At 40.9% G+C, this 26593-nt stretch carries 29 protein-coding genes; 8 read left to right on the forward strand and 21 right to left on the reverse strand.

Annotated features, from left to right (window positions below; translation table 11 throughout):
• Positions 1 to 18: 18 nt before the first annotated feature.
• From gatB to DLJ48_RS02760, 9 genes are all read right to left on the reverse strand, one after another.
• On the reverse strand, positions 19 to 1452 hold the full coding sequence (gene gatB, locus DLJ48_RS02720) for an Asp-tRNA(Asn)/Glu-tRNA(Gln) amidotransferase subunit GatB (protein WP_128685698.1): 1434 nt from the start codon (positions 1450 to 1452) through the stop codon (positions 19 to 21).
• Positions 1452 to 2915, reverse strand: a complete 1464-nt coding sequence (gatA, locus tag DLJ48_RS02725; RefSeq protein WP_128685700.1) for an Asp-tRNA(Asn)/Glu-tRNA(Gln) amidotransferase subunit GatA — start codon at positions 2913 to 2915, stop codon at positions 1452 to 1454. The genes gatB and gatA overlap by 1 nt, the downstream gene beginning before the upstream one ends.
• 1 nt (position 2916) lies before the next feature.
• Positions 2917 to 3219 carry an Asp-tRNA(Asn)/Glu-tRNA(Gln) amidotransferase subunit GatC gene (gatC, locus tag DLJ48_RS02730; RefSeq protein WP_128685702.1) on the reverse strand — a complete coding sequence of 101 codons (303 nt, stop codon included), beginning with the start codon at positions 3217 to 3219 and terminating at the stop codon, positions 2917 to 2919.
• A gap of 79 nt (positions 3220 to 3298) precedes the next feature.
• The gene (locus DLJ48_RS02735) at positions 3299 to 3853 is read right to left on the reverse strand and encodes a DUF402 domain-containing protein (RefSeq protein ID WP_128685703.1); all 555 of its coding nucleotides are present in this window, start codon (positions 3851 to 3853) and stop codon (positions 3299 to 3301) included.
• A gap of 75 nt (positions 3854 to 3928) precedes the next feature.
• A complete protein-coding gene (locus tag DLJ48_RS02740) occupies positions 3929 to 4480 on the reverse strand; it encodes an NUDIX hydrolase (protein ID WP_128685705.1) in 552 nt (183 codons plus the stop codon).
• Positions 4473 to 5267: a recombination regulator RecX gene (recX, locus tag DLJ48_RS02745; RefSeq protein ID WP_128685707.1), complete on the reverse strand. Its 795-nt coding sequence runs from the start codon at positions 5265 to 5267 to the stop codon at positions 4473 to 4475. The genes DLJ48_RS02740 and recX overlap by 8 nt, the downstream gene beginning before the upstream one ends.
• Positions 5268 to 5293: 26 nt before the next feature.
• Positions 5294 to 6106, reverse strand: a complete 813-nt coding sequence (gene map, locus DLJ48_RS02750; RefSeq protein WP_128685709.1) for a type I methionyl aminopeptidase — start codon at positions 6104 to 6106, stop codon at positions 5294 to 5296.
• A 28-nt stretch (positions 6107 to 6134) separates the two neighbouring features.
• Positions 6135 to 7109 carry a glycosyltransferase family 2 protein gene (locus tag DLJ48_RS02755; protein WP_128685710.1) on the reverse strand — a complete coding sequence of 325 codons (975 nt, stop codon included), beginning with the start codon at positions 7107 to 7109 and terminating at the stop codon, positions 6135 to 6137.
• A gap of 2 nt (positions 7110 to 7111) precedes the next feature.
• The gene (locus tag DLJ48_RS02760; RefSeq protein ID WP_128685712.1) at positions 7112 to 8488 is read right to left on the reverse strand and encodes an APC family permease; all 1377 of its coding nucleotides are present in this window, start codon (positions 8486 to 8488) and stop codon (positions 7112 to 7114) included.
• Between the two features lie 109 nt (positions 8489 to 8597).
• Here DLJ48_RS02760 and trxA point away from each other — a divergent pair, with 109 nt between their 5' ends.
• From trxA to budA, 3 genes are all read left to right on the forward strand, one after another.
• Positions 8598 to 8912, forward strand: a complete 315-nt coding sequence (trxA, locus tag DLJ48_RS02765) for a thioredoxin (protein WP_128685714.1) — start codon at positions 8598 to 8600, stop codon at positions 8910 to 8912.
• 112 nt (positions 8913 to 9024) lie between these two features.
• On the forward strand, positions 9025 to 10707 hold the full coding sequence (gene alsS, locus DLJ48_RS02770) for an acetolactate synthase AlsS (RefSeq protein WP_128685716.1): 1683 nt from the start codon (positions 9025 to 9027) through the stop codon (positions 10705 to 10707).
• Positions 10708 to 10709: 2 nt separating this feature from the next.
• Complete coding sequence (budA, locus tag DLJ48_RS02775) at positions 10710 to 11429, forward strand: acetolactate decarboxylase (RefSeq protein ID WP_128685718.1); 720 nt, start codon at positions 10710 to 10712, stop codon at positions 11427 to 11429.
• A 46-nt stretch (positions 11430 to 11475) separates the two neighbouring features.
• Here budA and DLJ48_RS02780 read toward each other — a convergent pair whose 3' ends face one another.
• From DLJ48_RS02780 to DLJ48_RS02810, 7 genes are all read right to left on the reverse strand, one after another.
• Positions 11476 to 11946 carry an ASCH domain-containing protein gene (locus tag DLJ48_RS02780; protein ID WP_128685720.1) on the reverse strand — a complete coding sequence of 157 codons (471 nt, stop codon included), beginning with the start codon at positions 11944 to 11946 and terminating at the stop codon, positions 11476 to 11478.
• A gap of 128 nt (positions 11947 to 12074) precedes the next feature.
• A complete protein-coding gene (locus DLJ48_RS02785; protein WP_128685722.1) occupies positions 12075 to 12254 on the reverse strand; it encodes a hypothetical protein in 180 nt (59 codons plus the stop codon).
• The gene (locus DLJ48_RS02790) at positions 12251 to 12862 is read right to left on the reverse strand and encodes an ABC transporter ATP-binding protein (protein WP_161566098.1); all 612 of its coding nucleotides are present in this window, start codon (positions 12860 to 12862) and stop codon (positions 12251 to 12253) included. Before DLJ48_RS02790 ends, DLJ48_RS02785 begins: the two co-directional genes overlap by 4 nt.
• Complete coding sequence (locus DLJ48_RS02795) at positions 12849 to 13625, reverse strand: hypothetical protein (RefSeq protein WP_128685726.1); 777 nt, start codon at positions 13623 to 13625, stop codon at positions 12849 to 12851. The genes DLJ48_RS02790 and DLJ48_RS02795 overlap by 14 nt, the downstream gene beginning before the upstream one ends.
• Positions 13626 to 14330: 705 nt before the next feature.
• Positions 14331 to 14870 (reverse strand): stage II sporulation protein M, encoded by a 540-nt coding sequence (locus tag DLJ48_RS02800; protein ID WP_128685728.1) that lies wholly within the window; start codon positions 14868 to 14870, stop codon positions 14331 to 14333.
• 4 nt (positions 14871 to 14874) lie between these two features.
• Positions 14875 to 15159 carry a hypothetical protein gene (locus DLJ48_RS02805; protein WP_128685729.1) on the reverse strand — a complete coding sequence of 95 codons (285 nt, stop codon included), beginning with the start codon at positions 15157 to 15159 and terminating at the stop codon, positions 14875 to 14877.
• A gap of 126 nt (positions 15160 to 15285) precedes the next feature.
• Positions 15286 to 16152 carry a helix-turn-helix domain-containing protein gene (locus tag DLJ48_RS02810; protein ID WP_128685731.1) on the reverse strand — a complete coding sequence of 289 codons (867 nt, stop codon included), beginning with the start codon at positions 16150 to 16152 and terminating at the stop codon, positions 15286 to 15288.
• A 136-nt stretch (positions 16153 to 16288) separates the two neighbouring features.
• Between DLJ48_RS02810 and DLJ48_RS02815 the strand changes: the two genes are divergently transcribed.
• On the forward strand, positions 16289 to 16669 hold the full coding sequence (locus DLJ48_RS02815) for a hypothetical protein (protein WP_128685733.1): 381 nt from the start codon (positions 16289 to 16291) through the stop codon (positions 16667 to 16669).
• Positions 16670 to 16727: 58 nt separating this feature from the next.
• Here the strand turns inward: DLJ48_RS02815 and DLJ48_RS02820 are convergent, their stop codons facing one another.
• The 5 genes from DLJ48_RS02820 to DLJ48_RS02840 form a co-directional block, all read right to left on the reverse strand.
• Positions 16728 to 17117, reverse strand: coding sequence for a VOC family protein (locus DLJ48_RS02820; RefSeq protein ID WP_128685735.1), 390 nt, complete (start codon positions 17115 to 17117; stop codon positions 16728 to 16730).
• Between the two features lie 21 nt (positions 17118 to 17138).
• Entirely contained in the window at positions 17139 to 17900 is a 762-nt protein-coding gene (locus DLJ48_RS02825) for a DUF6198 family protein (RefSeq protein ID WP_128685737.1), read from the reverse strand.
• A 3-nt stretch (positions 17901 to 17903) separates the two neighbouring features.
• Positions 17904 to 18914, reverse strand: coding sequence for a zinc-dependent alcohol dehydrogenase family protein (locus DLJ48_RS02830; protein ID WP_174813056.1), 1011 nt, complete (start codon positions 18912 to 18914; stop codon positions 17904 to 17906).
• 149 nt (positions 18915 to 19063) lie between these two features.
• Entirely contained in the window at positions 19064 to 19939 is an 876-nt protein-coding gene (gene scrK / locus DLJ48_RS02835) for a fructokinase ScrK (protein WP_128685739.1), read from the reverse strand.
• Between the two features lie 238 nt (positions 19940 to 20177).
• Positions 20178 to 21167: a D-2-hydroxyacid dehydrogenase gene (locus DLJ48_RS02840; RefSeq protein WP_165438698.1), complete on the reverse strand. Its 990-nt coding sequence runs from the start codon at positions 21165 to 21167 to the stop codon at positions 20178 to 20180.
• 135 nt (positions 21168 to 21302) lie between these two features.
• Here DLJ48_RS02840 and DLJ48_RS02845 point away from each other — a divergent pair, with 135 nt between their 5' ends.
• The 4 genes from DLJ48_RS02845 to DLJ48_RS02860 are packed head-to-tail and all read left to right on the forward strand — an operon-like array spanning position 21303 to position 26479.
• Positions 21303 to 21950 (forward strand): TetR/AcrR family transcriptional regulator, encoded by a 648-nt coding sequence (locus tag DLJ48_RS02845; protein WP_128685741.1) that lies wholly within the window; start codon positions 21303 to 21305, stop codon positions 21948 to 21950.
• Positions 21943 to 23667, forward strand: coding sequence for an ABC transporter ATP-binding protein (locus tag DLJ48_RS02850; protein ID WP_163939965.1), 1725 nt, complete (start codon positions 21943 to 21945; stop codon positions 23665 to 23667). Before DLJ48_RS02845 ends, DLJ48_RS02850 begins: the two co-directional genes overlap by 8 nt.
• Complete coding sequence (locus tag DLJ48_RS02855; RefSeq protein WP_163939966.1) at positions 23667 to 25550, forward strand: ABC transporter ATP-binding protein; 1884 nt, start codon at positions 23667 to 23669, stop codon at positions 25548 to 25550. Before DLJ48_RS02850 ends, DLJ48_RS02855 begins: the two co-directional genes overlap by 1 nt.
• Complete coding sequence (locus tag DLJ48_RS02860) at positions 25550 to 26479, forward strand: hypothetical protein (protein ID WP_128685745.1); 930 nt, start codon at positions 25550 to 25552, stop codon at positions 26477 to 26479. The genes DLJ48_RS02855 and DLJ48_RS02860 overlap by 1 nt, the downstream gene beginning before the upstream one ends.
• Positions 26480 to 26593 lie beyond the last annotated feature (114 nt).

Here is a 26593-nt window from a genome sequence, read left to right on the forward strand (position 1 = left end):
ACATTGCTGAGATGGGCGTTATCTCTTTTTTAATTCTGTCAGCAAGATCTGATTAACAACTTTTGGATTGGCATTACCATGAGTGGCCTTCATAACCTGTCCGGTCAAATAACCGATCGCACGGTCCTTGCCACCTTTAAAATCATCAATTGACTGCTGGTTATTATCCAAAACGTCATTGATCATCGGTGTTAATTTAGTTGGATCAGACAATTGCACCAAACCATGTGCTTCGACATAGGCTTTAGGTTCTTGGCCATCTGTGATAGCTGTGAAGACTTTTTTGGCTTGTTTAGTGGAAATCGTGCCATCATCAATTAGTTTGATCATGGCTGACAAGTTTTCCGGTGTTAACTTAGTATTTTGCAGATCTAACTGAGTATCATTCAAATAGGCATTCACATCGCCGATCAAATAATTAGCTGCTCTCTTCGGATCAGCACCATTTGCAACAGTTTCATCGTAGAAATTAGACATCTCCAGAGTCTGGATCAAGACCTCAGCATCCTTTTCGGGCAAACCGAAATCGCTGGTGTAGCGGTCCACGCGTTTCTCGGCTGCTTCAGGCAGATGTAATTTGACTTCTTCGATCCAGTCATCAGAAACATGGATCGGCGGTAAATCTGGTTCTGGGAAATAGCGATAATCGTCAGCCCCTTCTTTGACACGCATGAGAATCGTGGACTTAGTCGGTTCGTCAAAACGACGCGTCTCTTGACCGATCGTGTGTCCAGCCATTAATTCATCGCGCTGGCGCTGTTCTTCATAAGCCAAAGCAGTTCTGACATATTGGAAAGAATTAACGTTTTTGATTTCTACCTTTGTTCCAAAATGCGGCGCACCGATCGGGCGAACAGAAATGTTCACATCAACTCGCATTGAGCCTTCCTGCATTTTGACATCTGAAATGCCCGTAAATTGAATCAGTTGGCGTAATTTTTCTAAATAGAAATAAGCCTCGTCCGGACTGGCAATATTGGGTTGAGAAACAATTTCCACCAAAGGTGTTCCCTGACGATTTAAATCAACCAATGAGTAGCCTTTACCAGAATGTGAATTCTTGCCGGCATCTTCTTCGACATGCAGCTCTTTAATACCGATCTGCTTGATCTGGTTATCGGATAATTTGATCTGAACATGGCCATCATGCCCGATCGGTGTCTGTTGTTGAGTCACTTGATAAGATTTCGGGTTATCAGGATAGACATAGTTCTTTCGGTCCCAGTGAACATTGCGCGTAATCTGCGCATTCAGGGCTAGTGCAGCCATCATGCCAGATTCCAAAGCAGCTTTATTAGCGCTTGGCAAAACACCTGGATAGCCCCAGTCGATCACATTTGTATTTTCATTTGCTGGATCACCGAAATTAACCGGCGAAGGTGAAAAAGCTTTGGATTTTGTTTTTAATTCAACGTGGACTTCAAGACCGATCGTGGTTTCAAAACTTGACATTAGAAATTCACCTCCGGATGTTTCGTAAACAACTGGCTTGCTTGCTCAAAAGCATAAGCTGTTTGATAAATTGTACTTTCATCAAAGGGTTTGCCGATGATCTGCAAACCAACGGGCAAGCCGTCCGAGAAGCCTGCATTCAAAGACATGCCTGGCAGTCCAGCCAAATTAACCGGGATCGTCAACAAATCATTCATGTACATTTTGACTGGATCGTCATTTTCTGAGCCAAGATCAAAAGCTGTCGAAGTCGTTGTCGGGCCTAAAATAACATCATGATCCTTAAAAACCTTGGCAAAATCTTGGATGATCAAAGTCCGTACTTGCGCGCCTTTTTTAAAGTAAGCATCGTAAAAACCAGCCGATAAAGCAAAAGTACCTAACATGATACGACGCTTGACCTCAGCACCAAAACCCTCGGAACGCGTCTGCACATAGAGATCTTCTAGTGTTTCGCCTTCTTTTCTGGCCGAAAAACCATATCTGATACCATCAAAACGCTGCAGATTAGATGAAGCTTCCGATGAAGCCAAAATATAATAAGCTGCAATTCCGTACTTGGAATGTGGCAAGGACACTTCATCAACTTCAGCGCCTAGCGATTCAAATTTAGCAATCACTTGTTTGATAACTTTTTTGACACCTTCATCAATGCCAGCAGCAAAGTACTCTTTGGGCACACCGATACGCAAGCCCTTCACACCTGCTTCAATACCCTTAGTAAAGTCAGGAACTGCTTGATCTTCGCTAGTCGTATCGCGCTGATCCTTGCCAGCAATTGCGGAGAGGACACGTGCATTATCTTTAACAGTGCGTGTAAAAGGACCAATTTGATCCAAGCTCGATCCAAAGGCAATCAAACCCCAACGAGAAACACGGCCATAAGTTGGTTTCAGACCCACAATGCCATTAAAAGCAGCTGGTTGTCGGATCGATCCGCCAGTGTCCGAGCCTAAAGCTACGGGTACGATCCCAGAAGCTACAGCTGAAGCCGATCCACCTGATGAACCGCCGGGTACTTTCGTGTGGTCCCAAGCATTTGCTGTTTTGCCAAAATACGAAGTCTCTGTCGAACCGCCCATGGCAAACTCATCCATGTTCGTCTTGCCGATCGTGATGGCACCCAGACTAGTCAATTTTTCGATCACAGCGGCGTCATAAACAGGCACAAAATTATCCAAAATATGTGAAGCCGCCGTGGTTCGAAGACCCTTAGTTACGAGATTGTCTTTGATCGCGAAAGGAATGCCTGACAGAATATTCTGAAAATCGATACCCTTTGCGTCAAGTTCAGCAGCGTGTTTTAACGCATTTTCTTCATTCAGCGTGATATAGGCATTAATTTCACTTTGGGAATTCTTAGCTTTTTTTAAAGCTGCCTTAGTTAGATCAACGGCCGAAATCTCTTTATTGATCAGCTTATCGTGCAGGCTGGTTAAATTTTCATTAAAAAAATCAGTCATCTCAGCTCTCCTCATCGATAATCGCCGGCACTTTGATTTGACCATCTTGTGTCTCAGGTGCATTTGCTAGTAAAGCCGCCTTTTGACCAGATTTGACCGCAATATCGTCTCTTAGAACATTGATATTATTAGAAACAGTATAAGTTGGTTCAACGCCATCGGTATCAACCTCATTTAATGTTTCAACTAAATCCAAGATATTAGCTAATTGACCAGTTAAAAGATCTAATTGCTGATCGTTAAAATGTAATTTCGCAAGCTGCGCAACATGAGCTGCATCTTCTCGTGGTAACGATTTTGACATAGTGCCTCCTTGCTAAAATTCTAACAGTTTGTCAGCTCGACAAAAAGAAAAAGCGGAATCAAATTCCGCTTACGACTTATCACATTTTATGTTTTACAAGACTTTTATAGCGAGAGTACCAGAGATCGACATAATCCTGGGAAAATGGACCGGCATGATCATTGATCATTTTGATCAAAATCTTTGTGTGTGCCTGCAATATTTCGTCAATTTCTGGCGGGTAATGCCAAAGCTGGCTATGGTCAACATATTCATCAGCATCCAAAAGGTGTTTTGTACCATTCGTCAAAACCTTGATGTCCAAATCATAATCAATATACTTTAGCGCCTCTTTGTCCATGACATATGGACTAGCAAGATTGCAATAGTAACTAACGCCATCTCCACGAATCATGGCAATAATATTAAACCAATATTTTTTATGAAAATATAATAATGCCGGTTCATGGGTCACCCAACGCCGACCATCATCTTCAGTCACGAGCGTGTGGTCATTTAAACCAATGATCGAATTCTCACTAGTCTTTAGAACCATTGTATCGCGCCAAGTCCGGTGTAAATGGCCGTCGTGCTTGTAACTTTTGATCGTGATAAAGTCGCCTTCTCGCGGATTGCGAGCTGCGTCTTTAGCCATAATCCTACCTCAAGACATTTCGTCTTCGTTTAAAGTTTAGCACAGAAAAAGATCCGTCTTTTAGGCTTAAGTTTTTTAAATAATTTCCGGATGCAGTTTCATCCACTGGTAACTAATAATTGCCGGCGCCGTTGTAATACTTTTAGCTTCGATCTTGGCTTGGAGTTCTGAGAAAGTTACAAAAATTGTTTTCACAAACTCACTAGGATCAAAATCTTTGTCGACCTTACCGACTAAATCAGATAAAAGCATCAAGTGAGTTGCTTCATTTGTAAAACCCTCACTAGTCGTAATCACAAAGATTTCTTTAGCCTTGCGATAATCTAATCCCAATTCCTCGCGAGCTTCTCGAAGAGCAGCGATTTTCGGGTCTTCGCCATCATTGATCAAGCCAGCTGGAAAACTCGTCCGTTCTTCATTAAGACCCGCTCGATATTCTGTGCCTAATGCGAATTTTGTTTGACCATCAATTTGTACAGGCGCAATAAAAGCAACAGCGTTGCCGTGCAAAACAACTTGCCGTTTAACCGTCAAGCCGTCCGGTGTTTTGATTTTTCGACTGACAACATCAAAAATATCGCCGTGAAAATTTTTCTCTTCTTTAACAATTTCGCCTTTTTCACCCATGATCTTTTTCTCCAATGACTCGATCGATCAGTTCTGCTGGAAAGCCTTTGCCGTATAAATAAGCACGCACTTTATAAGTTCTTTGTCGGCCGTATTTTTCATAACGCAACCAAATTTTGTCGGTCACAGCACGTACATTGGCTAGCTGCTGGTCCTCATCAACTTGAAAATCAAGTCGCTCAACTACCTGTTTGATCAAATCGCTATGATAGCCTTTAGCAAATAAAGCCTGATTAATTTTCTGTTTTTGCTGAATAATTGAATTTTTCGCATAATGTTTCTGAAATTTTTCAGCTAAATTAAAAGCATTTTCAATCTGGTCATCAACCGGATAATCTTTCAGTGCTGCATCAATATCATTTTGGAAAACGCCGACCGCTCGCAATTTTCTATCGATGACAGCTGGTCCTAGCGACGATAAATTAGCTTGTGTACGGACAAAATTCTCAGCATAAACACGATCGTCTAAATACTTTTCTGCCTTTAAGTGTGCAATCGCTGATTGAATAGCACTGGGACTGAAATCCAGACCACGTAATTTTTGCAAAACTTCTTTCTCTGTTCTTAAATGATGAGATAAAAAAGTCAAAGCTTTGGAAATAGCTTGGGCACTTTCTTCGTATTTTTTGATCTCGATAATGTCTTTTTCATTCAGCTGACGATTTTTCATCAGACCAAATTTAATTAGCGTCATTTCCGAAACACCAAAAGCAAATTTTCCGTCAAGTTCTAAATTATAACGGCCCTTGGTTTTTTGTGTTGAAATTTTGCTGATCGTCTGCGTCATCTACGTCCAATACTACGATTTCAAATTTAAATTTCGAAGTTGTTCCAATTTTTGATCAGATATTTATCATCAATTTCTGGATCCTGAGAAGTTAAAATCTTCGGACCATCATGCGTGATAACCAAGGTATGTTCAAACTGTGCCGACCAGCCGCCATCTTTAGTTGATACGGTCCAGCCGTCGCCAGCGTAATCAGTCTTGACTTCCCAAGTTCCCGTGTTGACCATTGGCTCGATCGTAATCGTCATGCCCGGCCGCAAGCGCAGGCCGTGACCTGCAACGCCGAAATGAGGTACTTGCGGATCTTCATGCATTGTCGGTCCAATGCCATGGCCAATGTATTCACGAACGTTTCCAAAATGATTTTCATCAGTCACATAATGATCAATTGCTGCACCGATATCACCGATCCGGTTGCCAACAACCGCTTGGTCAATACCAATATAAAGCGCCTGATGAGCGACTTGATACAAGCGTTCGATCTCAGGACTGACAGTACCGACGCGATAAGTCCAAGCGGAGTCTGCCAAACCATGATCTTTTTCAACAACAGTATCTACTTTCACAAGGTCGCCGTTTTCCAAAATTAATCCCTTGCGCGGAAAAGCATGTGCGACTTCATCATTCACCGAAACAGTCACAGCATATTTAAAACCCTCAAAACCAATTTGGCTCGCAATTGCACCATGGCCTTCAATGTAAGCCCGCGATTTTTCTTCAATAATCCAAGTGTCCAACCCTGGCTTGATCAAATTTCTTAACATGAGGTGCATGCCGGCAAGCACATCGCCAGCTGTGTTCATTTCTTTTATTTCATTGACACTTTTTAATGTAATCATACCTTCGATTATATGCCTTCTATTTCGCTTACTTGCTCTCTTTCTCAACATAAATCGGCCGCCGTTTGCTCTCTAAAAAAATGGCCGCAATATACCGACCAACGATCCCTAAACTAAACATCTGCAGGCCGCCAAAAAACATAATGATCACAGTAATCGTTGTCCAACCACCGATTGCGATCGTCGGATCCAAAAGCTTGCGCACGATCACAAAAATGCCGCCCATCATAGCCACCAAGGTCGTTAATAAGCCCAATACGGTGACCATTGTCAATGGAAATGTTGAAAACGAAATGATACCCGTCATGGCATATTTGATCAGTTTCCAAAAACTCCACTTGCTATGGCCTTTGCTTCGAGTAATGTTCTCATAACTCATATATTCAGTTTTAAAACCGACCCAAGTAAAAAGTCCCTTGGAAAAACGTTGATTTTCCGGCATTGATAAGATCGCTTTTGTGACCTGCCGAGTCATGATGCGATAATCGCGAGCACCGCTGACGATATTCGTGGCGGATATTTTAGAAAGAAAGCGATAAAAGACAGTCGAAAACCAGCTGATAACAGGATTCTCACCTTTTCGGTCCAACCTTCTAGTCGCAACAATATCTAATTGATCATCAACTAATTTTTTGAGCATCGGTGCTAACAAGGCAGGCGGATCCTGCAAATCAACATCCATCAGAGCAATAAAATCATAGTTTTTGGCGTAATTGAGGCCAGCATAAATAGCGGCTTCTTTGCCAAAATTGCGTGAAAAGGAGACAAAATGAATTGAGGCATCAACTTGCTGAATTTGCTTGATCTCAATCAAACTTTTGTCCACGGAACCATCGTCAATATACCAGATATCAACTTTCAAATTCGACAAACTACCCGGCAAAGACTTCAGTGCGTCCTGTGTCAGATTTTTCTGAACATTTTCATAAAAAGGAATAATATTATCTTCTTCGTTATTGACTGGAACGATGATCGCTAGCGAAGGATAATTGAATTCAGTCATACTCATAGTTTATAAAATTTTTGTAAATAATACAGCGGAATACCAATTGCCACGATCAGCAGAGAAATAATAATACCAAATAACTGTTGACCAGTCGGATCGCTAAAGGCATTTACGATCGTTGATACTTCAATAAATATAGTCCCAATGATCGCCAACAGCGGGAAAAGCGGGTGCAAAGGTGCGGCAAAATGCGGTTTTCTATTTAGCTGATGACGCAAAATAAAGACAGCGATGAAAGTCAACAGATAAAATAAGAAACTAACAAAAACGAGCCAGTCGGAAAGATCCTGAGAAGAAGAAAAAGCGTTCAAGAGGAGAATGGCAACTACTATTTCAAAGGCCGTTGCATAATTGGGTGTTTTCGATTTTTTACCAAGCTTGTGAAACAGATTAGAAAAAGGCAGCTGCTGTTGATCAGCCATTTCAAACACAACACGCGGAAAACTCAATATTTTTGAATTCAAGGTCCCGATAACAGAAATCATCACACCGATATCCATCAATCGGCCACCCAGTGGACCAAAGGCTTGTTTCATAATGCGGAAAGGTGCTTGGTCACCTAATGAGACAATTTTTTCAGCCGGTAATGAACTAAAAACACCAAATGAGACACCCATATAAGCGATCAAAACAATCGTAATTCCCAGCGTTACTGCACGCGGCAGCGTTTTTTGCGGATTTTTGATTTCGCCACCAAGATTCGAAATAATAACCCAGCCGTCATAGGCAAACAGTGTAGACAGGACTGCAACGCCAAAATTACCTTTTCCTACTTGCTCAGATAACAGATTGACCGAATTGGCTGTTGCGCCAGCGTGTCCAAAAAAAAGACCAAAAATAATCAAAGCTAGGATCGGAATAAGTTTCAGGCTTGTGGTCGTCAATGCAAAAGTTCGGCTGACACGATTATCAAGCATATTCATCAATGCGATCAAAAGGCAGGAAACAGCCGCAACTAAAATAACAGTTCTGATTGAAAAACCAAATATAGCCATCGTACTTGGTAAATTAAAAAATGAAATAAACAAAGTTGAAAAGAAAAAAGAAACAGAGGCGATCAAGGCAGGTCCGTAAAAAGAAATTTGCATCCAACCGGCTAAAAATCCCCAGAACTGGCCGAATATTTTGCCAATATATATGTAGATACCACCTGTCTGCGGCATTTCCGAACCTAATTCAGCCACTGACATCGCCGAAGCAAGTGTGAGCACACCGCCAACGAACCAGGCCAATAAAGCAGCTTTTGTGGATCCGGCTTCTTGTAAAACGCGTCCTTGCTTAAAAAAAATGCCGGAACCGATCACAGTTCCGATTACCAACGATAAGGTCGTGAAAAATCCAAAATTCCGTCTGAGCTGTTTCTCATTTTCAATCATAATTTACATTAGTATAAAGGCTGCTTGAAAACAAAGCAAACACTTTTTCATATTTTTTTGCATTACTTATTAGAAGTAAGTACAATATAAGTAAAGAGTAGGAGGAAATATGGCAATTTCAGTATTAGATTCTGATTCATTTGAAACAGCTACCCAATCCGGTGTGACTGTAACTGATTTTTGGGCGACTTGGTGCACGCCTTGTAAAATTCAAACACCAATTCTAGAAAAAGTTTCCAATGAGTTGACCGACGTTAAATTTGGAAAGATCGATGTTGACGAAAATCAAGAAACAGCAAATGGCTTAGGTGTCAAAGCTATCCCAACTTTGATCATTAAAAAAAATGGTGAGGTCGTCGATCGTATCGTTGGCGTACACAATCAAAAGCAATTGACCGACATTATTAGTCAATATACAAAATAATCTTTGTGAAATCCTGTACATTATTTCTTAAAGTCTGCTAATTACAGGCTTTTTGTTTTCCAATAAATTTCACAAGTGTTAAAATTACAGGCGAAGTAAAGGAGCTTGTTTTATGACAGAAAAAAAACGCTTTGGGGCTGATTTAGTCCTTGAGTCTCTGATAAATCATGATGTTAACTATATTTTTGGTATTCCCGGTGCCAAAATCGACCGCCTTTTTGAAGCAATCGAATATACAGCTGGTGCGCCTAAGTTAGTCATTACGAAGCACGAACAAAATGCTGCCTTCATGGCGCAAGCTGTTGGCCGTTTAACAGGAAAACCCGGTGTTATGCTCGTTACCTCAGGACCTGGTGCCTCTAATTTAGCAACAGGTATTTTGACTGCACAGACAGAAAATGATCCAGTTGTTGCGATTGCCGGCCAAGTTCAGCGACAAGATCTATATCGCCGAACACACCAATCCACGCCATCGGTATTACTTTTTAACGGCATTACAAAATTTACAACCGAGGTACAAGATGCTGAAAACTTGTCTGAAGTGATCGCGAATGCTTTTGACATTGCCAGCAAAGCACCACAAGGTGCGGCGTTTATCAGTCTACCGCAAGATGTTGATGACAGTCCCGTTCGCAGCCATGCACTAGCTAAGGTTACGGAAGTTTTGACCGGGCCTGCCGATCTGGATGAAATCAAATCCTTAGCTGAAAAAATCAATCATGCCAAGCTGCCAGTCATTTTAGTCGGGCAGCGCGGTTCTGATGAAAATAGTGTTGCTAGTCTGCACAAACTGTTGCATACGACTAAACTGCCAGTCGTTGAAACATTCCAGGGTGCCGGCGTGATTGATCGTTCCTTGGTCGAACAATCATTCTTCGGTCGAGTCGGTTTGTTTGCCAATCAAACTGGCGACCAATTATTAAGAGCTTCAGATCTTGTTATTGCATTGGGCTATGATGCCGTTGAATACGAGCCGCGTGTCTGGAATAAAGACAATCAGCTTCAGATCATGACGATCGATTCGACAGGTGCTCAGATCGATGCCCACTATAATCCGACTTTACAATTAGTTGGCAATATCTCAGCGACGCTCGATTTGCTCGGACAGGAATTAAAGGATTATCGACTTCCTTTGGAAGCCAATACTCGTCTTGACCAATTCAGAAAGCAGCTAGCCAGCGAACCCGGCGGACCGAAATTCACAGCGGCTGCCGGTCTGTCCCATCCATTAGATGTGATCCACGCTATTCAAAAACAAGTGACTGATAATATGACTGTCACTTTAGATGTTGGCTCTGTCTACATTTGGATGAGCCGGTTCTTTCGTTCATACCGACCGCGCCACTTCTTGATTTCCGATGGTATGCAGACGCTGGGCGTTGCGCTGCCTTGGGCAATTGCAGCTGGCTTAGTTCGACCAGAAGAAAAAATCGTCAGTGTATCTGGAGATGGTGGTTTTATGTTTTCCAGTGCTGAATTAGAAACGGCGGTCCGCCTAAAGTCCAACTTGGTCCATTTAATTTTTAATGATCGCGGCCATTACGATATGGTGAAATTTCAAGAAGAAATGAAATACGGTCGATCAGCTGGCGTTGATTTCGGCGAAATTGACTTTGTTAAATTTGCTGAATCATTTGGTGTCAAAGCTTTCAGGGTCGATGATCCGGAAAAAATTGATGCTGTTTTGGCCAAGGCCTTTAATTGGAATCAAGGACCCGTCTTGGTCGATATACCAGTCGACTATTCGCATAACACAGAACTTTATGCAGATTTGATCAAAGGAGCGACCGATTAAACATGGCTGAGGACATTAGAAAACTTTATCAGCATGGTATTCTAGCGCAGATCATGGACGGCCAATATGACGGCACCATGAGGCTCAAAGAACTCTTGAACCATGGCAACTTCGGTATTGGTACCACCACAGGTATCGGCGTCGAGCTGATCATACTTGACGGCTTTGCTTATGGAATTCCGGGCAGCGGCAAAGTACGCAGCTTAAACGCTCAGACTGAAGAAGTGCCCTTTGCAACAATTAATTATTTCGATAACGAGCTGCCTAGCGAACGTCTCAAACAGACAAATGCCGCAGACTTCGAAAAGCTGGTTAGTGAAAAATATGAACTGCAAAACGTTTTTGCTGCCATTAAAGTTCATGGTGAATTCACAAATGTTTTGGCTCGTTCAGCCGATCAGCAGCAAAAACCCTATCCACCTTTTTCACAGGTAGCAGCTGCGCAACATGAGTTTCAGGCCGATCATTTGAAAGCCACGATCGTTGGCTACTATTCGCCATCAGTTTACGAAGGAGCGGCTGCGGCTGGATTTCATCTGCATATTTTATCTGATGATCATCATTTTGGCGGTCATTTATTAGATTTCACGATCGATAAAGCTGACCTTCAGGTACAGATCTTTGATAACTTCGAATTGAATCTGCCGACGAAAAATAAAATTTTCCGCAGCCGGAAACTTGACTTGTCTACCTTAAAAGCTGCTATTAGAAAAACAGAATAGACTGAAAAGGTTGCTGAACAAGTGATCTTTTTTTGTGAACATATAGTTATCTATGTCCCTCGGCATAGACTAGGCGAAAACGTTCTAACACAATATCAGAGTCATAGCTAAAGGTTAAACCATCGGCTTTAAAATCTTCTTTGAAAAATGCTTCGTGAACTTGACGCCAATAGGCCAAACTGCGATCACCCTCGCCTTCCAAATAAGCCTGTTGAGCATCAACATCAGCAAACTTAACCACTGAAACCAACTCATTGGAAATGACCGCTAGCGGTCGCTGACTACCGAGCACAATATCAAAACCGCCAGTCGCTGGCAAGGGTTCATGTTGAATGGCATAAGATTCATAGCCACTAGCAGTTGCTGTTTTAACCCCACTGGCAACTAATTGGCCTAGTTCGTCAGCCAATATATCATCATCACCAAAAGCAAAACAGCTTTGGTAGCCAGCATCTGAAACAATCTCAGCTGCCTTTTTCGCTCTTTGCCAAAATTGTTCAATTATTTTCTCTTGCATCACTTTTAGTCTAGCAAAAGAAAGCGTTTTTAATTATCTTTCTTACCTAGTGATCAATAGATTGGTAACGAATTTATTTTCAACGGCTACAATAAAACAAAACAGTTTCATGAAGATGGGCATCAGAATTATTTAATATAATCATTTAATCCCATAGATAAGGCGCAAAATACTGTCAAAAGCCAGGCAATTTTCAGTAAAAATTTTAGCTCTGCCTGGCGCTTTCCTTGTTGCCTAGCAATAAAGTAGTACAGCCAAAAAAGCACTAACAGAATTACCAATAAATAAAAATCCCAAGAAAAATTCATATGCGATTCCTTTCGCCTAAATCAATATTTTCATAATCCAAAGAAAATCCCTTGGGATCGGTGTGGGCAACAAAGACTAGTAAATGACCAGATGAAACAAATAGTTTCAAATATTTAGAAATGATGTGCATCCCTGAATCATCAATGCCTGAAAAGAACTCATCTAAGATTAAAAATTTAGGTGCTTGCAAATACAATAATAGAAAGGTGATCTTTCTCTTCGTTCCCAAAGAAAGGTTTTTGCTTGTTTGCTGCAGATATTGATCAACCGCCATTTCTTTGGCCATTTTTTCAAATTCTGCATCAGCCCCTGCACCAACATATCCAACTGATTTCAAAAAATCCAAATGCTCGTACGCAGATAAAACAGGATCCAAAATATTCTGGTCTGACAAGTAAATATGTTCTTCTCTTGATATCGTTGAATCCATGGAACCGTTGTGAAGCGGCAAATCACGATTGATAATTTTTAAAAGGGTCGTTTTACCGATACCATTTTTCCCATTGATTCGGTAAGCGTGTCCGCCCGATAAGTTCATAGATAAATTCTTGATCACGAATTGATCAGAATAAGCAAACGACAAATTTTTTAATTCAACATGACACATAGGAAACACCATCCTTAATTTGTTTCGAGATTATTTTGAGCACGACGAAAATTGCCAGAATATTCATTAAAAATAAAAATCCTGAGAAGACGATATACAGCACTGATGAAATAGTATGTTCGATCAACAAGGCCGTCGGAATCGACACAACAGGAACGATCAAAACCAGCATGGTTAATTCATAAGTGTTTCTCAAAAGAGAAACGCGCTTTTGCCGCTGAATTGCGTAAGCATTTTCGTGTTCGTGCACATCAGCAGCCATGCCCGCTGACTGCACGCATAATGCAAAAATTACCAAGACAGAGGCAGCCACCAAAACCATCAAAAGCCCTTGTACCAGCCAGCCGCCTATATACGCCAAACAGAGAACAAACAAGTAGATCGGAACTAAACGTGCAAAAATATAAGTTAAGAACACTTTGATACAGCGATTCATAAGCAACTTAACCTGTTTGTGCCAAACAAAAATACGCACGTGATCATTGAATTCAAAATATTCAGGTGAACTTGCGATCGTATTTGTGACTAAAAAGATAGCTGGATACAAAATGACAGCCCATGCGCTTAATTGCGTGAATTCACGATCGCTGCTAGATATTAAGCAAGTCAGCAAAATAGCCAAAATAGCATAAAACATTGTATTCTTCTTATTAGCATCAACCAATGACTGTTTGAAAATCGTTCTGAGACAATTTCGCATATAAGAAAAGCTTTGCAACCTTTTCACCAGTAAAGCAGGCAAAAATAGAACGATAGTAACCATCAAAACCAAGAATAATGGCTTGAATGAAAATATAGTTATGGAAAAAGCTGACACCGGTTCGTGTTTCACAAAATAGTCAGTAAAACAGTTACCTATGTAGTTGGCAAAAAGGTATGAAACTAAACAAGTCACAACAAAAATACCTGCATTTAAAAAAATTGGCGTTTTGCCTCTGATAGATGAAAAATAACGGAAGATGATCAATGCTGCGGCCATGGTAAATAAAACAGCCAGCAAAGCGACCAAATTAATAAAACTGAACGGCTGTAAAGCGCATGTAGCTAGAAAAACAACTAACGGCATTCTTGATAATTCGCAAAAGTTTTTTAGGATAAACATAAATTGAAGAGATTTGCTTGGATGACCGCTTTGTTCATAAATTTTAACCAATGGTTCATTTTTGGAAAGCTTGCTCATAGATTTTATTTCCTGAAAAAAAATACAAAAATTAAGAAACGCAGCAAGCACAATCATCAGGGCAACATGTTCAAACAAAAAGTCAAAATTTAAGCTTTTTTGGAAAAGCTGGTTCCAATATCGTGGTCCTTGTTGGCTCATACCGCAAATCGCGGTCACCGCAGTCAAAGATGAAACAATATAGCATAACAACCAGAAAAAAATTAATTTCGTTAAGGACAGCAAATTAACCAGGGGAATTCTATAATAAATTTTACGTAACGAACTGCCAAATGCCTGAATCATGCGTTATCTCCAAAACAAGGGCGTCACATAAGTTTCCATGGCTGCCGCAATAATTAACAAGAAGATGATGAGTATAATCGTGTTAATTAGTTTTTTTATTTCTGTTTTTTTCGACCAATCTATTTTTTGGAAACCAATATTGCCCGCAATCATCAAGGCAGTCAGTTCGATGATTCCGTGAACAGAAATTAAAGCAATAAAGTATAGCCATTGACCAGTTGTATACATATTGGCAGTCAAGACGAAACCTAAACCGGCACCATTAGCTAGCAAAAGCAGAACGGTCGGTACTTTCACGAAAAAGCTGCCGCTTAATAAGGCAATAGCCACACCTGTATTTTGTGCCAGGATAGCCCAGAAATTTAAACTACTCAGTTGATTTTTCAGTGCTATAGGGACATTAGTCTCTGCGTGATTATAGACAAATACTGCTATTAGCAATAGGGACACAAACACGAAACCGGCACAAAACAAAGAAAGAGATAATAGAACAGTCTCTTTCTTGATCAAAAAATTAGAAGTTTGTTTAGAAAAAAATGTCATACAATTACGCGGCAAGAATTACTTTCTTAATACCAGATCGAAATGCTTGTTTAACGATCAAAACGATCAAACCGCCGCCTCCTAACAAAGCAATAATCGAGGCAGCACCCATTCCTGCATCAATATATTTCCCAACGATTCTCCTTGTGTTCGCACTCATCGCCACCGCAGCGACGATATCTGAGAACACGCCGCTTGCCAGGACAAAGGCAATTAAAAATGCTGTGCCTAGCAAAGTAAACATCTTGTTTAAATCATGACCATTATTTTTGAGTGATAAGTTTTCCATAGAGACATTCCTTCCATTCGCTCATCAGAGCCTTGATTTACTATATTATTTTCTCGCCCATGCTTTAACCAATGCACTAAATTAGCTAGTTTCGTTTCATGTAAACGCTTATTTTTTCCGATAAAACTATTCTCGAAAAGCGTACTTCACCATATAAGCTTCATATGAAGAGGCCAAGGCATTTGCATCGACATTTCGAAGCGAGTCAACTAACTGCTGATTTTCTCTTTTAGTCTGTTCTGGACGCAAAAAAAGTAAGTTTTCAAAAAATTTTTGCTTGAATACAGTCGCTAGATCAGAACGAATTGGGGCTATCTGTTTGCTTTGATTCAGGACAGTTTTTGCAGTTTGATAAGCTTTTCGCCGGTATAAAACATCAACAGCATTCAAAAAGGCAGCTAGCATTTTGTCAAGATTTTTAGAATTAACTTCTAAATTAAGATACAACATTTCTTTTAAAATAGATTCAATTGATTCACTATCCAAAATAATCATGCAATTTTGAAACAGTGAAAATTCAACAAAGTCCCATTCCTGAATGGTGTCGAAATAACAATCTAGGTCTGAAAGTATCTGCTGATCAACTTTAAAATGCGGTTCAATCGACTTGATCAGTGCACATACCGTGGCTGTCGCGATAAAATCATCAAATTGCTGATCGCTTCGAAAATCCGCTAGTTTTTCTCCCGCAATTTTTTTCAATGTCAAAAGATCGTTATTCTGATAAAAAGTATTGATCTTTAGCAGAAAACTTTCGTATCCATCCGTCCAATCTTCGCTAATTCGATGATAAAAACCATCTAAACTGATATGCAGACGTGTCAGCAATTGAGACAAGACGATAAAACTCAGCTGACTCTTGCCTTGCTCAAATTTACTGACTGACGATGGCGAAATAATGTCTTGAGCTAAGTTGGAAACCGTAACTTGTCTTTGTTTTCGCAGAAGCTGAAAAACTTCACCAACGCTTTGAGCATTCCTTAGATTCATCATATTAAAAGTATGCCATAAATTTGTTTAACGTTTAAACAATTCAGCTTAAATTAAGTAAATTTAAAATAACTATCCAAACACAACAATTTAAAAAGGTCTATAATGAGTCAATTGTTTCAGGAAAAGAGTTGAGAAAATGAATCCAAGGAAAGTTATTTTGATGGAAAAACTTTTTGCACTAGCCCTGTTTGCTACCACAATGTTTTCTTTAGGACCTGTTTTTAAAGCACAAAGTATTTGGGGAATCATCTTGACAGCCTTAATGGTCTGGTTCACCTTTCGTTCATATTTGGTGTTCAACGTACTGCCAGCGAAAAATCAATTAATGGTTGCCTCACTTGCAAATATTATTCTGGCAGTGGTTTTGCTACTTTTTTCGATTAAATTTTTCCAAGTCGGCCAATTTGTACCCGATGCTATCATATTGATTTTCGGTTATGCTTCGATCGCAGTATTTTTGCCCAGTCCTGATGCCAGCAAACATTTTTTAAGTCGCTTTCAAACCAGCAAAAAATGAGATAACAAAAACCGCAGTGATTATTTAAACTGCGGTTTTTCTTAAATTCAATCAAAGATCATAAAATCTGACAAAATTCGATCGTTTCTTCGTTCGGACCTAGGATATTGAAATAACGAATACCATGTTCCCAAAATGATGGAATCGACTGAATTTCTTTGTCAACTAAACGCAGGCCTTGCTGCTTAGCGGCGGCAAAGGCTTTATCAACATCAGGCGTATTGAGGGAAATATGGTTGATCGCGCCAGCTTTTCTTGCCGTTGGATCGCCTTCCCAAGTCTCGATCGTTAAATTGCCAAAACTCATAAAGGCACAGCGATTGGCACCATTGTGAAAAAGTCCTGCTTGTTTGAAACCGAGCGATTCATAGAAGGCAATCGTCTTATCCAAATCAACTGATGGGATACCAACATGCTGAATCCCAGTAAAGTAATCACTTAAAGCCATAATATATCTCCTATCTACAAACTATTCTATCTTGCCGACATCCACTGCTTGGTGATGCAGGCGTGGGAAAATCGTCCGATCCGCAAACCCCGTAATACCTCCTTGGAATAAGAAAGCAAAAATCGTGCCTAAACCAAAGTTAGTGAATTGATGAGTCATAATCAAAGCGATAACCGCTAAAATTGTCGGTGGAATATAAGAAACCCACATCGCAGTGGCAGCGTGTCCTTTAAAATATTTAAAACGCAATACTTGCATTAAATCATCAGCTGGATGCAATACCAAATTAACTCGCTGATAAATAGAAATCGCGATCGCTATTAAGGCAACACCAACGAAATTCAACAAAATATATAGGACAACCATAACTGGTCCGCGAGCCTCTGGCAAACCGCCGAAAATCGGATACTTGCCATTAAAGAAATCGGCAAAAACTTGGATCAAAGCAGAAAAAGGAACCATGAAAATCATATTGCCGATCGCTCTTTTCCATGACCAGTGGCCAATCAAAATGGCATTTAAAATAATCGTCATAATACCAACAATGATAAAAGCCCAAAAGAGATTCCAGTGCAGCGCAGTTCCAAAATTTGCTGAAGCAGCCGTCCAATAGGCAGCTCCTAAATAAGATGGATGAATTTTAGCGCTCGTAACCAGTGTCAAAACGTTGCCTGCCGAATTGATCAGCAAAGAGAAAACAAAGTAGGCAATTGCCGTTGACATTGAAATCGTTCTTTTGCCTTGCGATACATTGCTTTCGGTCGAGGTCGTATCTGCCGGCATGAATCACGCTCCTACTTTGACAACAGCCTTGCTAACGCCTTTGGCTGTGCCATCTAAATAATCAGGTACTTGTGCCAATGACGGCTCATGACTGATCAGTGACAAAACATCTAACTTGCCGCTTGATAACAAAGCCAATGAATCTTCGAATGCGTTTGGATTAATAAAGGAACCTTGAATCGTCAATTGTTTCTGATAAACCTCATAGGTGTTCATCTTGAATTCCTGATTCGGTTTGCCGACACCAAACATCAAAACCTGAGCACCTTTCACAGTCGCATTAACAGCTTGTTCTTGTGTCTGTGGCAGCCCAACGGCCTCGATCACAACATCATAATCACTTGGAATTTGGTCACGAGTAGTATTGAAGGTATTCGTAACGCCAAACTTTTCTTTATTGAAGGCAAGTTTTTCATCTGAAATGCCCGCAAAATCAACTTGGTGAACACCGTAAGCACTGAGTAATTGCACAAACAATTGGCCCATGAAACCATCACCAATAACCAAAGCCTTTTGATAGGGCGTTAGTTTTAACAGCTGAACACCATGCACTGCACAAGAGATCGGTTCAGTCGTCGCAGCAGCCTTCAGTGAGACATTGTCAGGAACCTGATAAACCTGCGTTGATGGGGCTGTGAAATATTGTTCCAAACCACCATTACGCGTCACACCAACTGCTGATAAATTATCGCAGAGTTCTGGACGGCCAGTGCGACAGTAAACACAGTGTCCACAGTAAATATTAGGATCGACCGTGACACGATCGCCAATCTTAAAATCAGTTACTTTAGAACCAACTTCGGCAACGACGCCGGAATTTTCATGCCCCAAAACAATTGGTGGGACAGCAGCGGCTGATCCAGGCAGGCCATTGTAAAGTGCGTGGTCAGTGCCGCAGATACCAGCGTACTTGGTCTCGATCAAAACCTCATTATCCTTCACTTCAGGCTTATCAATTTGCTGAATTTCCATATGTTTCACAGCAGTTAATACCAATGCATCCATTTTAGCCATAATATAAATTTTCTTCCTTTCCAACGTTTATCAATTTTGAATTAAAAATATGACCACCATTTTCTATCACAGCAGTCCAAGGCTTGCTAACTTATGTGAAATAATTCACGTATACTATTATAACACGCAATGAAAAAATATTGTCAGTCTTATTTGCGATATTCCAACAAAGCCAGTGCAAAATCACCGAGCGTTGCTGAACCGTTCTCCTTAATAGCCGGCATCACAATATAATCTTCCAACTTGCGTACCGGAACATAATCATTCAGCAATTCTTTAAATTGAGTACGTACTTTTTTCAAAAATTCTTCACTGACCACGCCGCCGCCGAACACAATTTTGGCTGGCCGCAGAGTCAAAGTGACTTGAATTGCCGCTTGGGCGACATAAAAAGCCATAATGTCCCAAACATGATCAGTCAAAGGAACATCTTGTCCTTTTTTGCCAGTTCGAGCTTCAAAAGTTGGTCCTGACACTAAACCTTCTAAACAATCGCCATGAAATGGGCAAATACCAGGGAAATCCAAATCATCTGGATGCCGTTTCAAACGCACATGTCCCATTTCAGGATGACCGAGATCACCAATAAACTGGCCGTTAACGATCGCACCGGCGCCAACACCAGTCCCGATCGTATAGTAAACCAGCGAATTGATATGCTCATTGAACAGCGTCGAAATGACAAACTCGCCATAGGCCGAACCGTTAACATCTGTTGTCCAATAAATCGGAATATTAAAATCTTTTTTGATCCGGCCAACAAAATCCACATCAGCCCAGCCTGGTTTTGGCGTATTTGTAATAAAACCATATTTTGGAGAATTTTTTCTTAATTCGATCGGCCCAAAAGAAGAGATACCGATTGCTTTGATATCATCGAACTTTTTAAAATAAGCCACGCAGCGCGCTAAAGTTTCTTCTGGTGTCGTGGTTGAAAACTGGGTAATATCTTTCGTTCGATAATCTTCATTACCGACAGCACAAACAAATTTCGTTCCGCCGGCTTCAATACTTCCTAATAGCACTCGAATGCCCCCTCTGAAAATAATTAAAAAATAGCATGAGAATCAAACATACCGTTTTTTATGCTCTGAAGAATGAAGAATTTAGGAAAACCCAAATCGTTTTCTCAATTTGGATCAGTTCTATTGAAGATCCTTCATTAACTTTCATGTTAGCGCTTTCAGATATTCAGTCAAGTGCGATCAGCGGGATACAAAAAAAGAAAAAAACTTTTTTTAAAAAGATAAAAACAGCTCGTTTTTAGTAAAAAATTTCGTTCTCGATCCGCTCGCCTTGTGCCAAGGCAACCGCATCTTTTAGAGAAATTTCCACCATATTTTTGATGGCTAGATCACTATAAAAAGCCACATGCGGCGACAGCAGCACATTATCCATTGCCATTAATTCTTGAACATCAGCAGGAACTGTTTTCGGATCTTGGACCCGATTCATAAAGTCATTTTCATTAGGCAAAACATCTAGTGCTGCACCGGCTAATTTGTCAGACCGCAAATTCTTAAGCAAAGCTTCCGTTTCAATAAGCGGGCCGCGGGCGAAGTTTAATATATACGCTTTTTTCTGAATTTTTTTGAAGAACGCGTCATTAGCCATCCCCCTGGTCTGGTCATTTAAAGGCGTGTGAAAACTAATAACATCAGCCTCTTTGAGAGCTTCATCGAGACTAACGTAATCCAAAAAAGCTTCATTTTGAGCATGGTAAACGGGATCCACTGCCAGAACTTTCGCGCCAAGTGCGTGGAGCATCTCCGCTAGTGCAGAACCGATTCGACCAGCGCCAATGACCGCCACTGTTAATTCATGAATTTCTTTGGCTTGACCGCCAACTTTCCAAGTCCAGTCGCCAGCCGTCGTCGTTCGATAATACTTCTTGTTATGTCTGATCAAGTTCATTAGCTGAGTTAACGTGTATTCAGCGATCGCCCGTGGCGAATAAGCAGCTACATTTGAAGCTCTTAACCCAGCCTTGTGAATTGCCTGAATATTCAGGATGTCGTAGCCTACTTGCCGCAGCGTAATTTGTTTGATACCAAATTCTGCCAAACGCGCATAAACTGCATCCGGAATATCAAAAGTCTGCTGGGTCACGACAGCGTCATAGCCCTTGGCTAACTGGACATTATCTAAAGACAAATAATCAGTTAGTTTCGTTACCTGCTGGCCTGTGACCGCAGCAAATTTTTCAATATAGGGAAGCTCATCACCGAGAACTGCATACATTAGTATTTTCATATTGAAGCAATCCTAACAAAAAATATCTTGTACCACAAGCGTATTGTGTTTTCTATTCGTTTAATATTCGCTATTGACTTTTCACAAACAGACTACTATTATGACATAGTGTCATATGACAGACTGTCATTTACTATGCCTAAAGAAACTTTCTACAATTTAAGTGAGGAAAAACGCCAGCGAATTATTAAAGCGGCTGGAAAAGAGTTTCTGCGCGTTCCCCTAACAGAAGCAAAAATTGCCAACATCGTCACCACGGCGCACATCCCGCGTGGTAGTTTTTATCAATATTTCGATGGACTGGACGATTTGTATCATTATTTTTTTGAGATCAAACTTCGTGGTTTTCAGGAGAATTTTAGAGAAGAGGTCGTGAAAAACAAGGGCGATCTGATCGAGACTTGGCGGCAAATTGCCAAACACATTCTCGAACATGTCACGAAAAGTAAAAATGCCGGTTTGTTTCAAAACGCTGTGCTCGGTTTAAATAATCGAGGAAACCAAAATATCGTTGAAGATCTAGCAATTCTTTATCATAAGAAAAGCCAGCTATCCGAAGAATATGAAGATGTGGATTTTTCACTTTTTAAACAGGAAAATTCAATTGAAGATATTGAAATTCTTCGCAGAATTATTTCTGGCATTATCGTTCAATCGGCAACAATTTATTTTGCAAAAAAAGGTACCGACGAGGCAGTCGATTTATCGCAAATCATGGATCAAGTCAATAAGCAGATTGATTGGCTGAAATATGGTACTTATAAGGAGAAAACACATGATTAAACTAGCAAAAGGCCGCATGAGTATGTGGATGGTCTGGTCTTCAGTCATTTTTATGATTATTCAGGTCTATACAACATTGCGTTTACCAGACCTAACTTCAAACCTGATCAACAACGGCGTCGCTAAAGGAGACCTGCCCTACATCTACCACACCGGGGCTTGGATGGCATTTTATTCGCTGATATCAGTGTTGGCTGGCATTGCGAATGTCTATACCTCGTCAGTTGCTTCGCAAAAACTCGGTACCGTGCTGCGTCGCGATATTTACGACAAGGTCATGAATTATTCCAATGAAGAATTTGATCGTATCGGAACCTCTTCATTAATCACGCGTACGACTAACGATGTTGTTCAGATCCAAAACGTGACAATGATGTTTTTGCGCATGATGATCATGTCGCCGATCATGCTGGTTGCGGCCAGTATTCTCGCGTACGATAAATCTCACCAATTAACCGAAATATTTTTAGTTGCAATTCCGATCCTCGTCTTAGTTATTGGTGTTGCCATGTATTTTGCCGTTCCTTTATTCAAATCAATGCAAATCAAGACCGATCGTATCAATTTAATTTTTCGAGAAGGTTTGAACGGTGTTCGTGTTATTCGTGCTTTCGGTCGAGACAAATTCGAGCAGGATCGTTTTAAAACTGCTAACAAAGACTATACAGACAATGCGATCAAAGTTTTCTCAATTATGGCAGCCGTTTTTCCACTAGTCACACTTGTGATGTCTGGTACGAATGTTGGCATTACTTGGTTTGGCGGCCAATTGATCGCCGGTCAAGCTATGCAGGTCGGTGATCTAGTAGCCTTTATGACCTACGCCATGCAAGTTTTGATGAGTTTTATGATGCTGGCAATGATTTTTGTCATGGTACCGCGAGCACAGGCTTCTGCCGATCGTATTAACCAATTATTCAATGAAGAATCAACCATTCTGGATCCTAGTGAAAGTCAGGCAGCTGGCAAACAACCAGAACTTTCTTTTAAAGATGTTGAATTTTCCTATTCAGGCGCTGAAGAACCAGCCTTAAGCAAAGTTCATTTTTCGACACATTCCGGCCAAACAGTCGCAATTATCGGTGGCACCGGATCTGGTAAAACAACGCTCGTGAGTTTAATTCCACGTTTTTACGATGTTGATCAGGGTGAAATTACAGTGAACGGTCAAAACATCAAGAATTATAGTCAGCATGATTTACGTGATTTGATCGCCTTAACACCGCAAAAAGCCATTCTCTTCACAGGCACCGTCCGAGATAACCTGAAATACGGTAATCCAAAAGCATCTGATGATGATCTTTGGCATGCTTTAGATATTGCTCAGGCCAGCGATTTTGTCCACGAATTGAAGGGACAATTGGATGGCAAAGTAGAACAAGGCGGTGATAATTTCTCAGGCGGTCAAAAGCAGCGACTGGCTATTGCCCGTTCATTGGTCAAAAAAGCCGCGATCTATATTTTTGATGACAGTTTTTCAGCTTTGGATTTCAAAACCGATGCCAAACTCAGAGCGGCTTTGAAACAAGATTCGGAAATTAAAAAAGCGATCGTCGTCATCGTGGCACAACGAATTGCCACAGTCGTTGATGCTGATAAGATCCTTGTTTTAGAGGACGGTAAAATGACCGGTTCCGGCACTCATGAGGAATTGAAGCAAAGCAACAAAGCTTATCAAGAAATCATTGAATCTCAGATTCGTAAAGGAGACCAATAATGGCTGAAGAAAAGAAACAAACTCAATCCCGCAGCGGCGGTCGCGGTCCTTTTGGTCCCGGTGCCGGTGCGCCAGTAGAAAAAGCTAAAAATTTTTGGCCAACGACAAAACGTCTGTTTGGCTATATGAAAAAATACTGGTTAACTGTTTCATTTGTCGTGATAGCTGCGATCGGTTCAGCCATTTTCCAAGCCCAAACACCAAAGATCCTTGGTAAAGCAACAACAGAAATTTTTAAGGGCGTTACCAGCGGCACAGCTGAAATAAAAGCCGGCATGCATGTCAGCAGTTTCCCAATGAACTGGGATAAAATTGGCGGCATTGTCATCGAAGTGATCATTCTTTATATTATTGCTGCTTTGCTATCCTTTGCTCAGCAATTAATCATGACGCACATTTCCCAAAAGACTGTTTTTGACTTGCGTCGCGACTTAAAAGCTAAAATGCAGCATTTGCCGATTAATTATTACGATACACATTCTAATGGTGATATTATGTCGCGTGCCACTAATGACATGGATAATATTTCATCGACCCTGCAGCAGAATTTAACGCAGGCGATCACCTCTGTGACAACTTTCTTTTCAATTCTGTGGATGATGCTGTCGATCTCTTTGCAGCTAACGCTGTGGGTCTTGATCATCGTGCCGGTATCAGTCGCGATCATTGCAGTCGTTGCGCCTCGTTCGCAAAAATATTTCTCAGCCCAGCAAAAATCGCTTGGTCTCTTAAATAACCAGATCGAAGAGACCTATGCGGGCTATACGATCGTGCGTGCTTATAATCATGAGGATGCAGAAAGAAAAAGTTTCGCCGAGGAAAACGGCCGTCTGTACAAAGCCAGTTGGAAAGCCCAATTTGTTTCCGGTATGATTATGCCTCTGATGACTTTCATCAACAACTTAGGCTACATTGGTATTGCCATCATTGGTGGTATCAAAGTTGCTCACGGTCAGATTCCAATTGGCGATATTCAGGCATTTTTACAGTATACGAATGAATTTAGCCAGCCTATTTCACAAATTACAAATTTAGCCAACCAAATTCAATCAATGATCGCTTCATCCGAACGTGTTTTCCAAGTGATCGATGAGAGCGAAATGCAAGACAACAAACAGAATTTGCCAGTCGTTAAAGAAACAGAAATCATCAACTTTGATCACGTGGAATTCGGCTACGCATCTAGTGATGAACTTTTGATGACTGACTATAATTTGCCAGTTAAAAAAGGCGAAATGGTCGCAATAGTCGGCCCGACCGGCGCTGGTAAAACGACTATGATCAACCTGCTCGAACGCTTTTACGATGTCAAAGGCGGTTCAATTCGTTTTGCCGGAAAGGATACCCGCGATATGTCTCGTGAAGAACTGCGCTCGCATTTCGCGATGGTCTTACAGGATACTTGGCTATTTACTGGAACGATCCACGATAATATCGCTTATGGTAATGAACAAGCCAGTGAAGCTCAGATCATCACAGCAGCCAAAGCTGCCCATGTCGATACTTTTGTCCGCCAGCTACCAAAGGGCTACAATACAGTCTTAAACGAAGAAGCATCTAATATCTCGCAAGGCCAGCGGCAATTGATCACAATTGCTAGAGCCTTTCTCGCAGATCCGGAAATTTTGATCCTCGATGAAGCCACATCTTCAGTTGATACGAGAACCGAAGTCCAGATACAGCATGCCATGCAGACATTGCTGAAGGGTCGGACCAGCTTTGTTGTGGCTCACCGTCTTTCGACCATTCGTGATGCTCAACACATCGTGGTCATGAATCACGGATCAATTATCGAAACAGGCAACCATGATAGTCTGATGAAAAAAGACGGTTTCTACGCAGACCTGTATAATAGCCAATTCACCGGAAAGGTCGTCATCTGATGAAAAAATCAAGCAAAATCATTTCTGGAATCGTCATTATCGCACTATTGGCAGCTGGCATCATTTATAGCACGACACGTCCAGCAAAATTGTCAGCTGATAAGACTGTTTATAAAGTTGATGGCATGTCAGCTAATATCAAAGGCACAGCTAGCCAGAGCAAGTCAGTCTATTATAGGATCGACAATGGCAAACGGCAAACGGCAGCAGTCCACGCTGGTGTTTTCACGATTAACTTAGCTGCCTCAAATCAAGATCAGCGAGTTGTCATTCACAATCACAAAGCGTCTGCGACCGTGACCGTGACCGTCAAGGCTGCCGCAGTACTGGCTGATTATACGAAATTTGCATCAGCCTATAACCAGTCAGTTATCAGTTCAAACTTGTCAAAAGAGATGCAGACTAAAGCTGCTGCACTGCAAAAAGCTGCCGCAAGCAAAACAGCCACTGCTGCCGAAATTGCTCAAATGACAGCTGAGCAAAAACAGCAGCTTGCTGATCAGACCAAAGCACTCGCGCAGACCAGCAAAGAAGTGCAGGCTGCATTAGCTAAATCCAAGACCGATAACCAGGCGAAACTGCTGCCGGAAAACTTCAATAATCACATTAAAAACGTTGTCGATAGCAAAAATACAGTATTGAGGATCAACGTTACTCATGGCAAACTCATCGGGATCACGATTATCGTACCGAGCAAATCATTGTCTGGTCAAGGCAGCAAAAACAGCTCTTCGGAATTTGCCAAGACCTTTGCATTAGTTGCTAATGCGCTCGGTGCTAATCCAAAAAGTGTTCTTAAACAATTTTCGCAAGTTGCAAAAGATGCTAAAAAATCCGGTACAACTTCTTTGAAAACAATTCGTTCGAATAACATTAAATTTGATACAGGTTTCTCAACCAAAAATCTTTATATTTACGTCACAAAATAATGATCACAGCCTCAATTTTAAATTGAGGCTTTTCTATACTTGAAAGGGTTTCCTTTTTATCTTATAGTGAAAAGGTTGTATTAAAAAAATTTAGTCATCAAGTAACTATTGAAT

It is taken from the genome of Oenococcus sicerae (assembly GCF_004102045.2).
In the GTDB taxonomy this organism is placed as follows: Bacteria; Bacillota; Bacilli; order Lactobacillales; family Lactobacillaceae; genus Oenococcus; species Oenococcus sicerae.

Coding starts and splice junctions, on each gene's coding strand:
- DLJ48_RS02855 (WP_163939966.1), top strand. CDS start 23,667: ATGGCTGAAGAAAAGAAACAAACTCAATCCCGCAGCGGCGGTCGCGGT.
- DLJ48_RS02845 (WP_128685741.1), top strand. CDS start 21,303: ATGCCTAAAGAAACTTTCTACAATTTAAGTGAGGAAAAACGCCAGCGA.
- DLJ48_RS02785 (WP_128685722.1), bottom strand. CDS start 12,254: ATGAATTTTTCTTGGGATTTTTATTTATTGGTAATTCTGTTAGTGCTT.
- DLJ48_RS02800 (WP_128685728.1), bottom strand. CDS start 14,870: ATGACATTTTTTTCTAAACAAACTTCTAATTTTTTGATCAAGAAAGAG.
- DLJ48_RS02810 (WP_128685731.1), bottom strand. CDS start 16,152: ATGATGAATCTAAGGAATGCTCAAAGCGTTGGTGAAGTTTTTCAGCTT.
- recX (WP_128685707.1), bottom strand. CDS start 5,267: ATGACGCAGACGATCAGCAAAATTTCAACACAAAAAACCAAGGGCCGT.
- gatA (WP_128685700.1), bottom strand. CDS start 2,915: ATGACTGATTTTTTTAATGAAAATTTAACCAGCCTGCACGATAAGCTG.
- DLJ48_RS02805 (WP_128685729.1), bottom strand. CDS start 15,159: ATGGAAAACTTATCACTCAAAAATAATGGTCATGATTTAAACAAGATG.
- budA (WP_128685718.1), top strand. CDS start 10,710: ATGGCTGAGGACATTAGAAAACTTTATCAGCATGGTATTCTAGCGCAG.
- DLJ48_RS02755 (WP_128685710.1), bottom strand. CDS start 7,109: ATGACTGAATTCAATTATCCTTCGCTAGCGATCATCGTTCCAGTCAAT.
- DLJ48_RS02795 (WP_128685726.1), bottom strand. CDS start 13,625: ATGGTTACTATCGTTCTATTTTTGCCTGCTTTACTGGTGAAAAGGTTG.
- DLJ48_RS02790 (WP_161566098.1), bottom strand. CDS start 12,862: ATGTGTCATGTTGAATTAAAAAATTTGTCGTTTGCTTATTCTGATCAA.
- DLJ48_RS02840 (WP_165438698.1), bottom strand. CDS start 21,167: ATGAAAATACTAATGTATGCAGTTCTCGGTGATGAGCTTCCCTATATT.
- map (WP_128685709.1), bottom strand. CDS start 6,106: ATGATTACATTAAAAAGTGTCAATGAAATAAAAGAAATGAACACAGCT.
- DLJ48_RS02735 (WP_128685703.1), bottom strand. CDS start 3,853: ATGGCTAAAGACGCAGCTCGCAATCCGCGAGAAGGCGACTTTATCACG.
- DLJ48_RS02820 (WP_128685735.1), bottom strand. CDS start 17,117: ATGGCTTTAAGTGATTACTTTACTGGGATTCAGCATGTTGGTATCCCA.
- trxA (WP_128685714.1), top strand. CDS start 8,598: ATGGCAATTTCAGTATTAGATTCTGATTCATTTGAAACAGCTACCCAA.
- DLJ48_RS02850 (WP_163939965.1), top strand. CDS start 21,943: ATGATTAAACTAGCAAAAGGCCGCATGAGTATGTGGATGGTCTGGTCT.
- DLJ48_RS02815 (WP_128685733.1), top strand. CDS start 16,289: ATGAATCCAAGGAAAGTTATTTTGATGGAAAAACTTTTTGCACTAGCC.
- DLJ48_RS02830 (WP_174813056.1), bottom strand. CDS start 18,914: ATGGCTAAAATGGATGCATTGGTATTAACTGCTGTGAAACATATGGAA.
- gatB (WP_128685698.1), bottom strand. CDS start 1,452: ATGTCAAGTTTTGAAACCACGATCGGTCTTGAAGTCCACGTTGAATTA.
- DLJ48_RS02780 (WP_128685720.1), bottom strand. CDS start 11,946: ATGCAAGAGAAAATAATTGAACAATTTTGGCAAAGAGCGAAAAAGGCA.
- DLJ48_RS02760 (WP_128685712.1), bottom strand. CDS start 8,488: ATGATTGAAAATGAGAAACAGCTCAGACGGAATTTTGGATTTTTCACG.
- DLJ48_RS02860 (WP_128685745.1), top strand. CDS start 25,550: ATGAAAAAATCAAGCAAAATCATTTCTGGAATCGTCATTATCGCACTA.
- gatC (WP_128685702.1), bottom strand. CDS start 3,219: ATGTCAAAATCGTTACCACGAGAAGATGCAGCTCATGTTGCGCAGCTT.
- DLJ48_RS02825 (WP_128685737.1), bottom strand. CDS start 17,900: ATGCCGGCAGATACGACCTCGACCGAAAGCAATGTATCGCAAGGCAAA.
- DLJ48_RS02740 (WP_128685705.1), bottom strand. CDS start 4,480: ATGGGTGAAAAAGGCGAAATTGTTAAAGAAGAGAAAAATTTTCACGGC.
- alsS (WP_128685716.1), top strand. CDS start 9,025: ATGACAGAAAAAAAACGCTTTGGGGCTGATTTAGTCCTTGAGTCTCTG.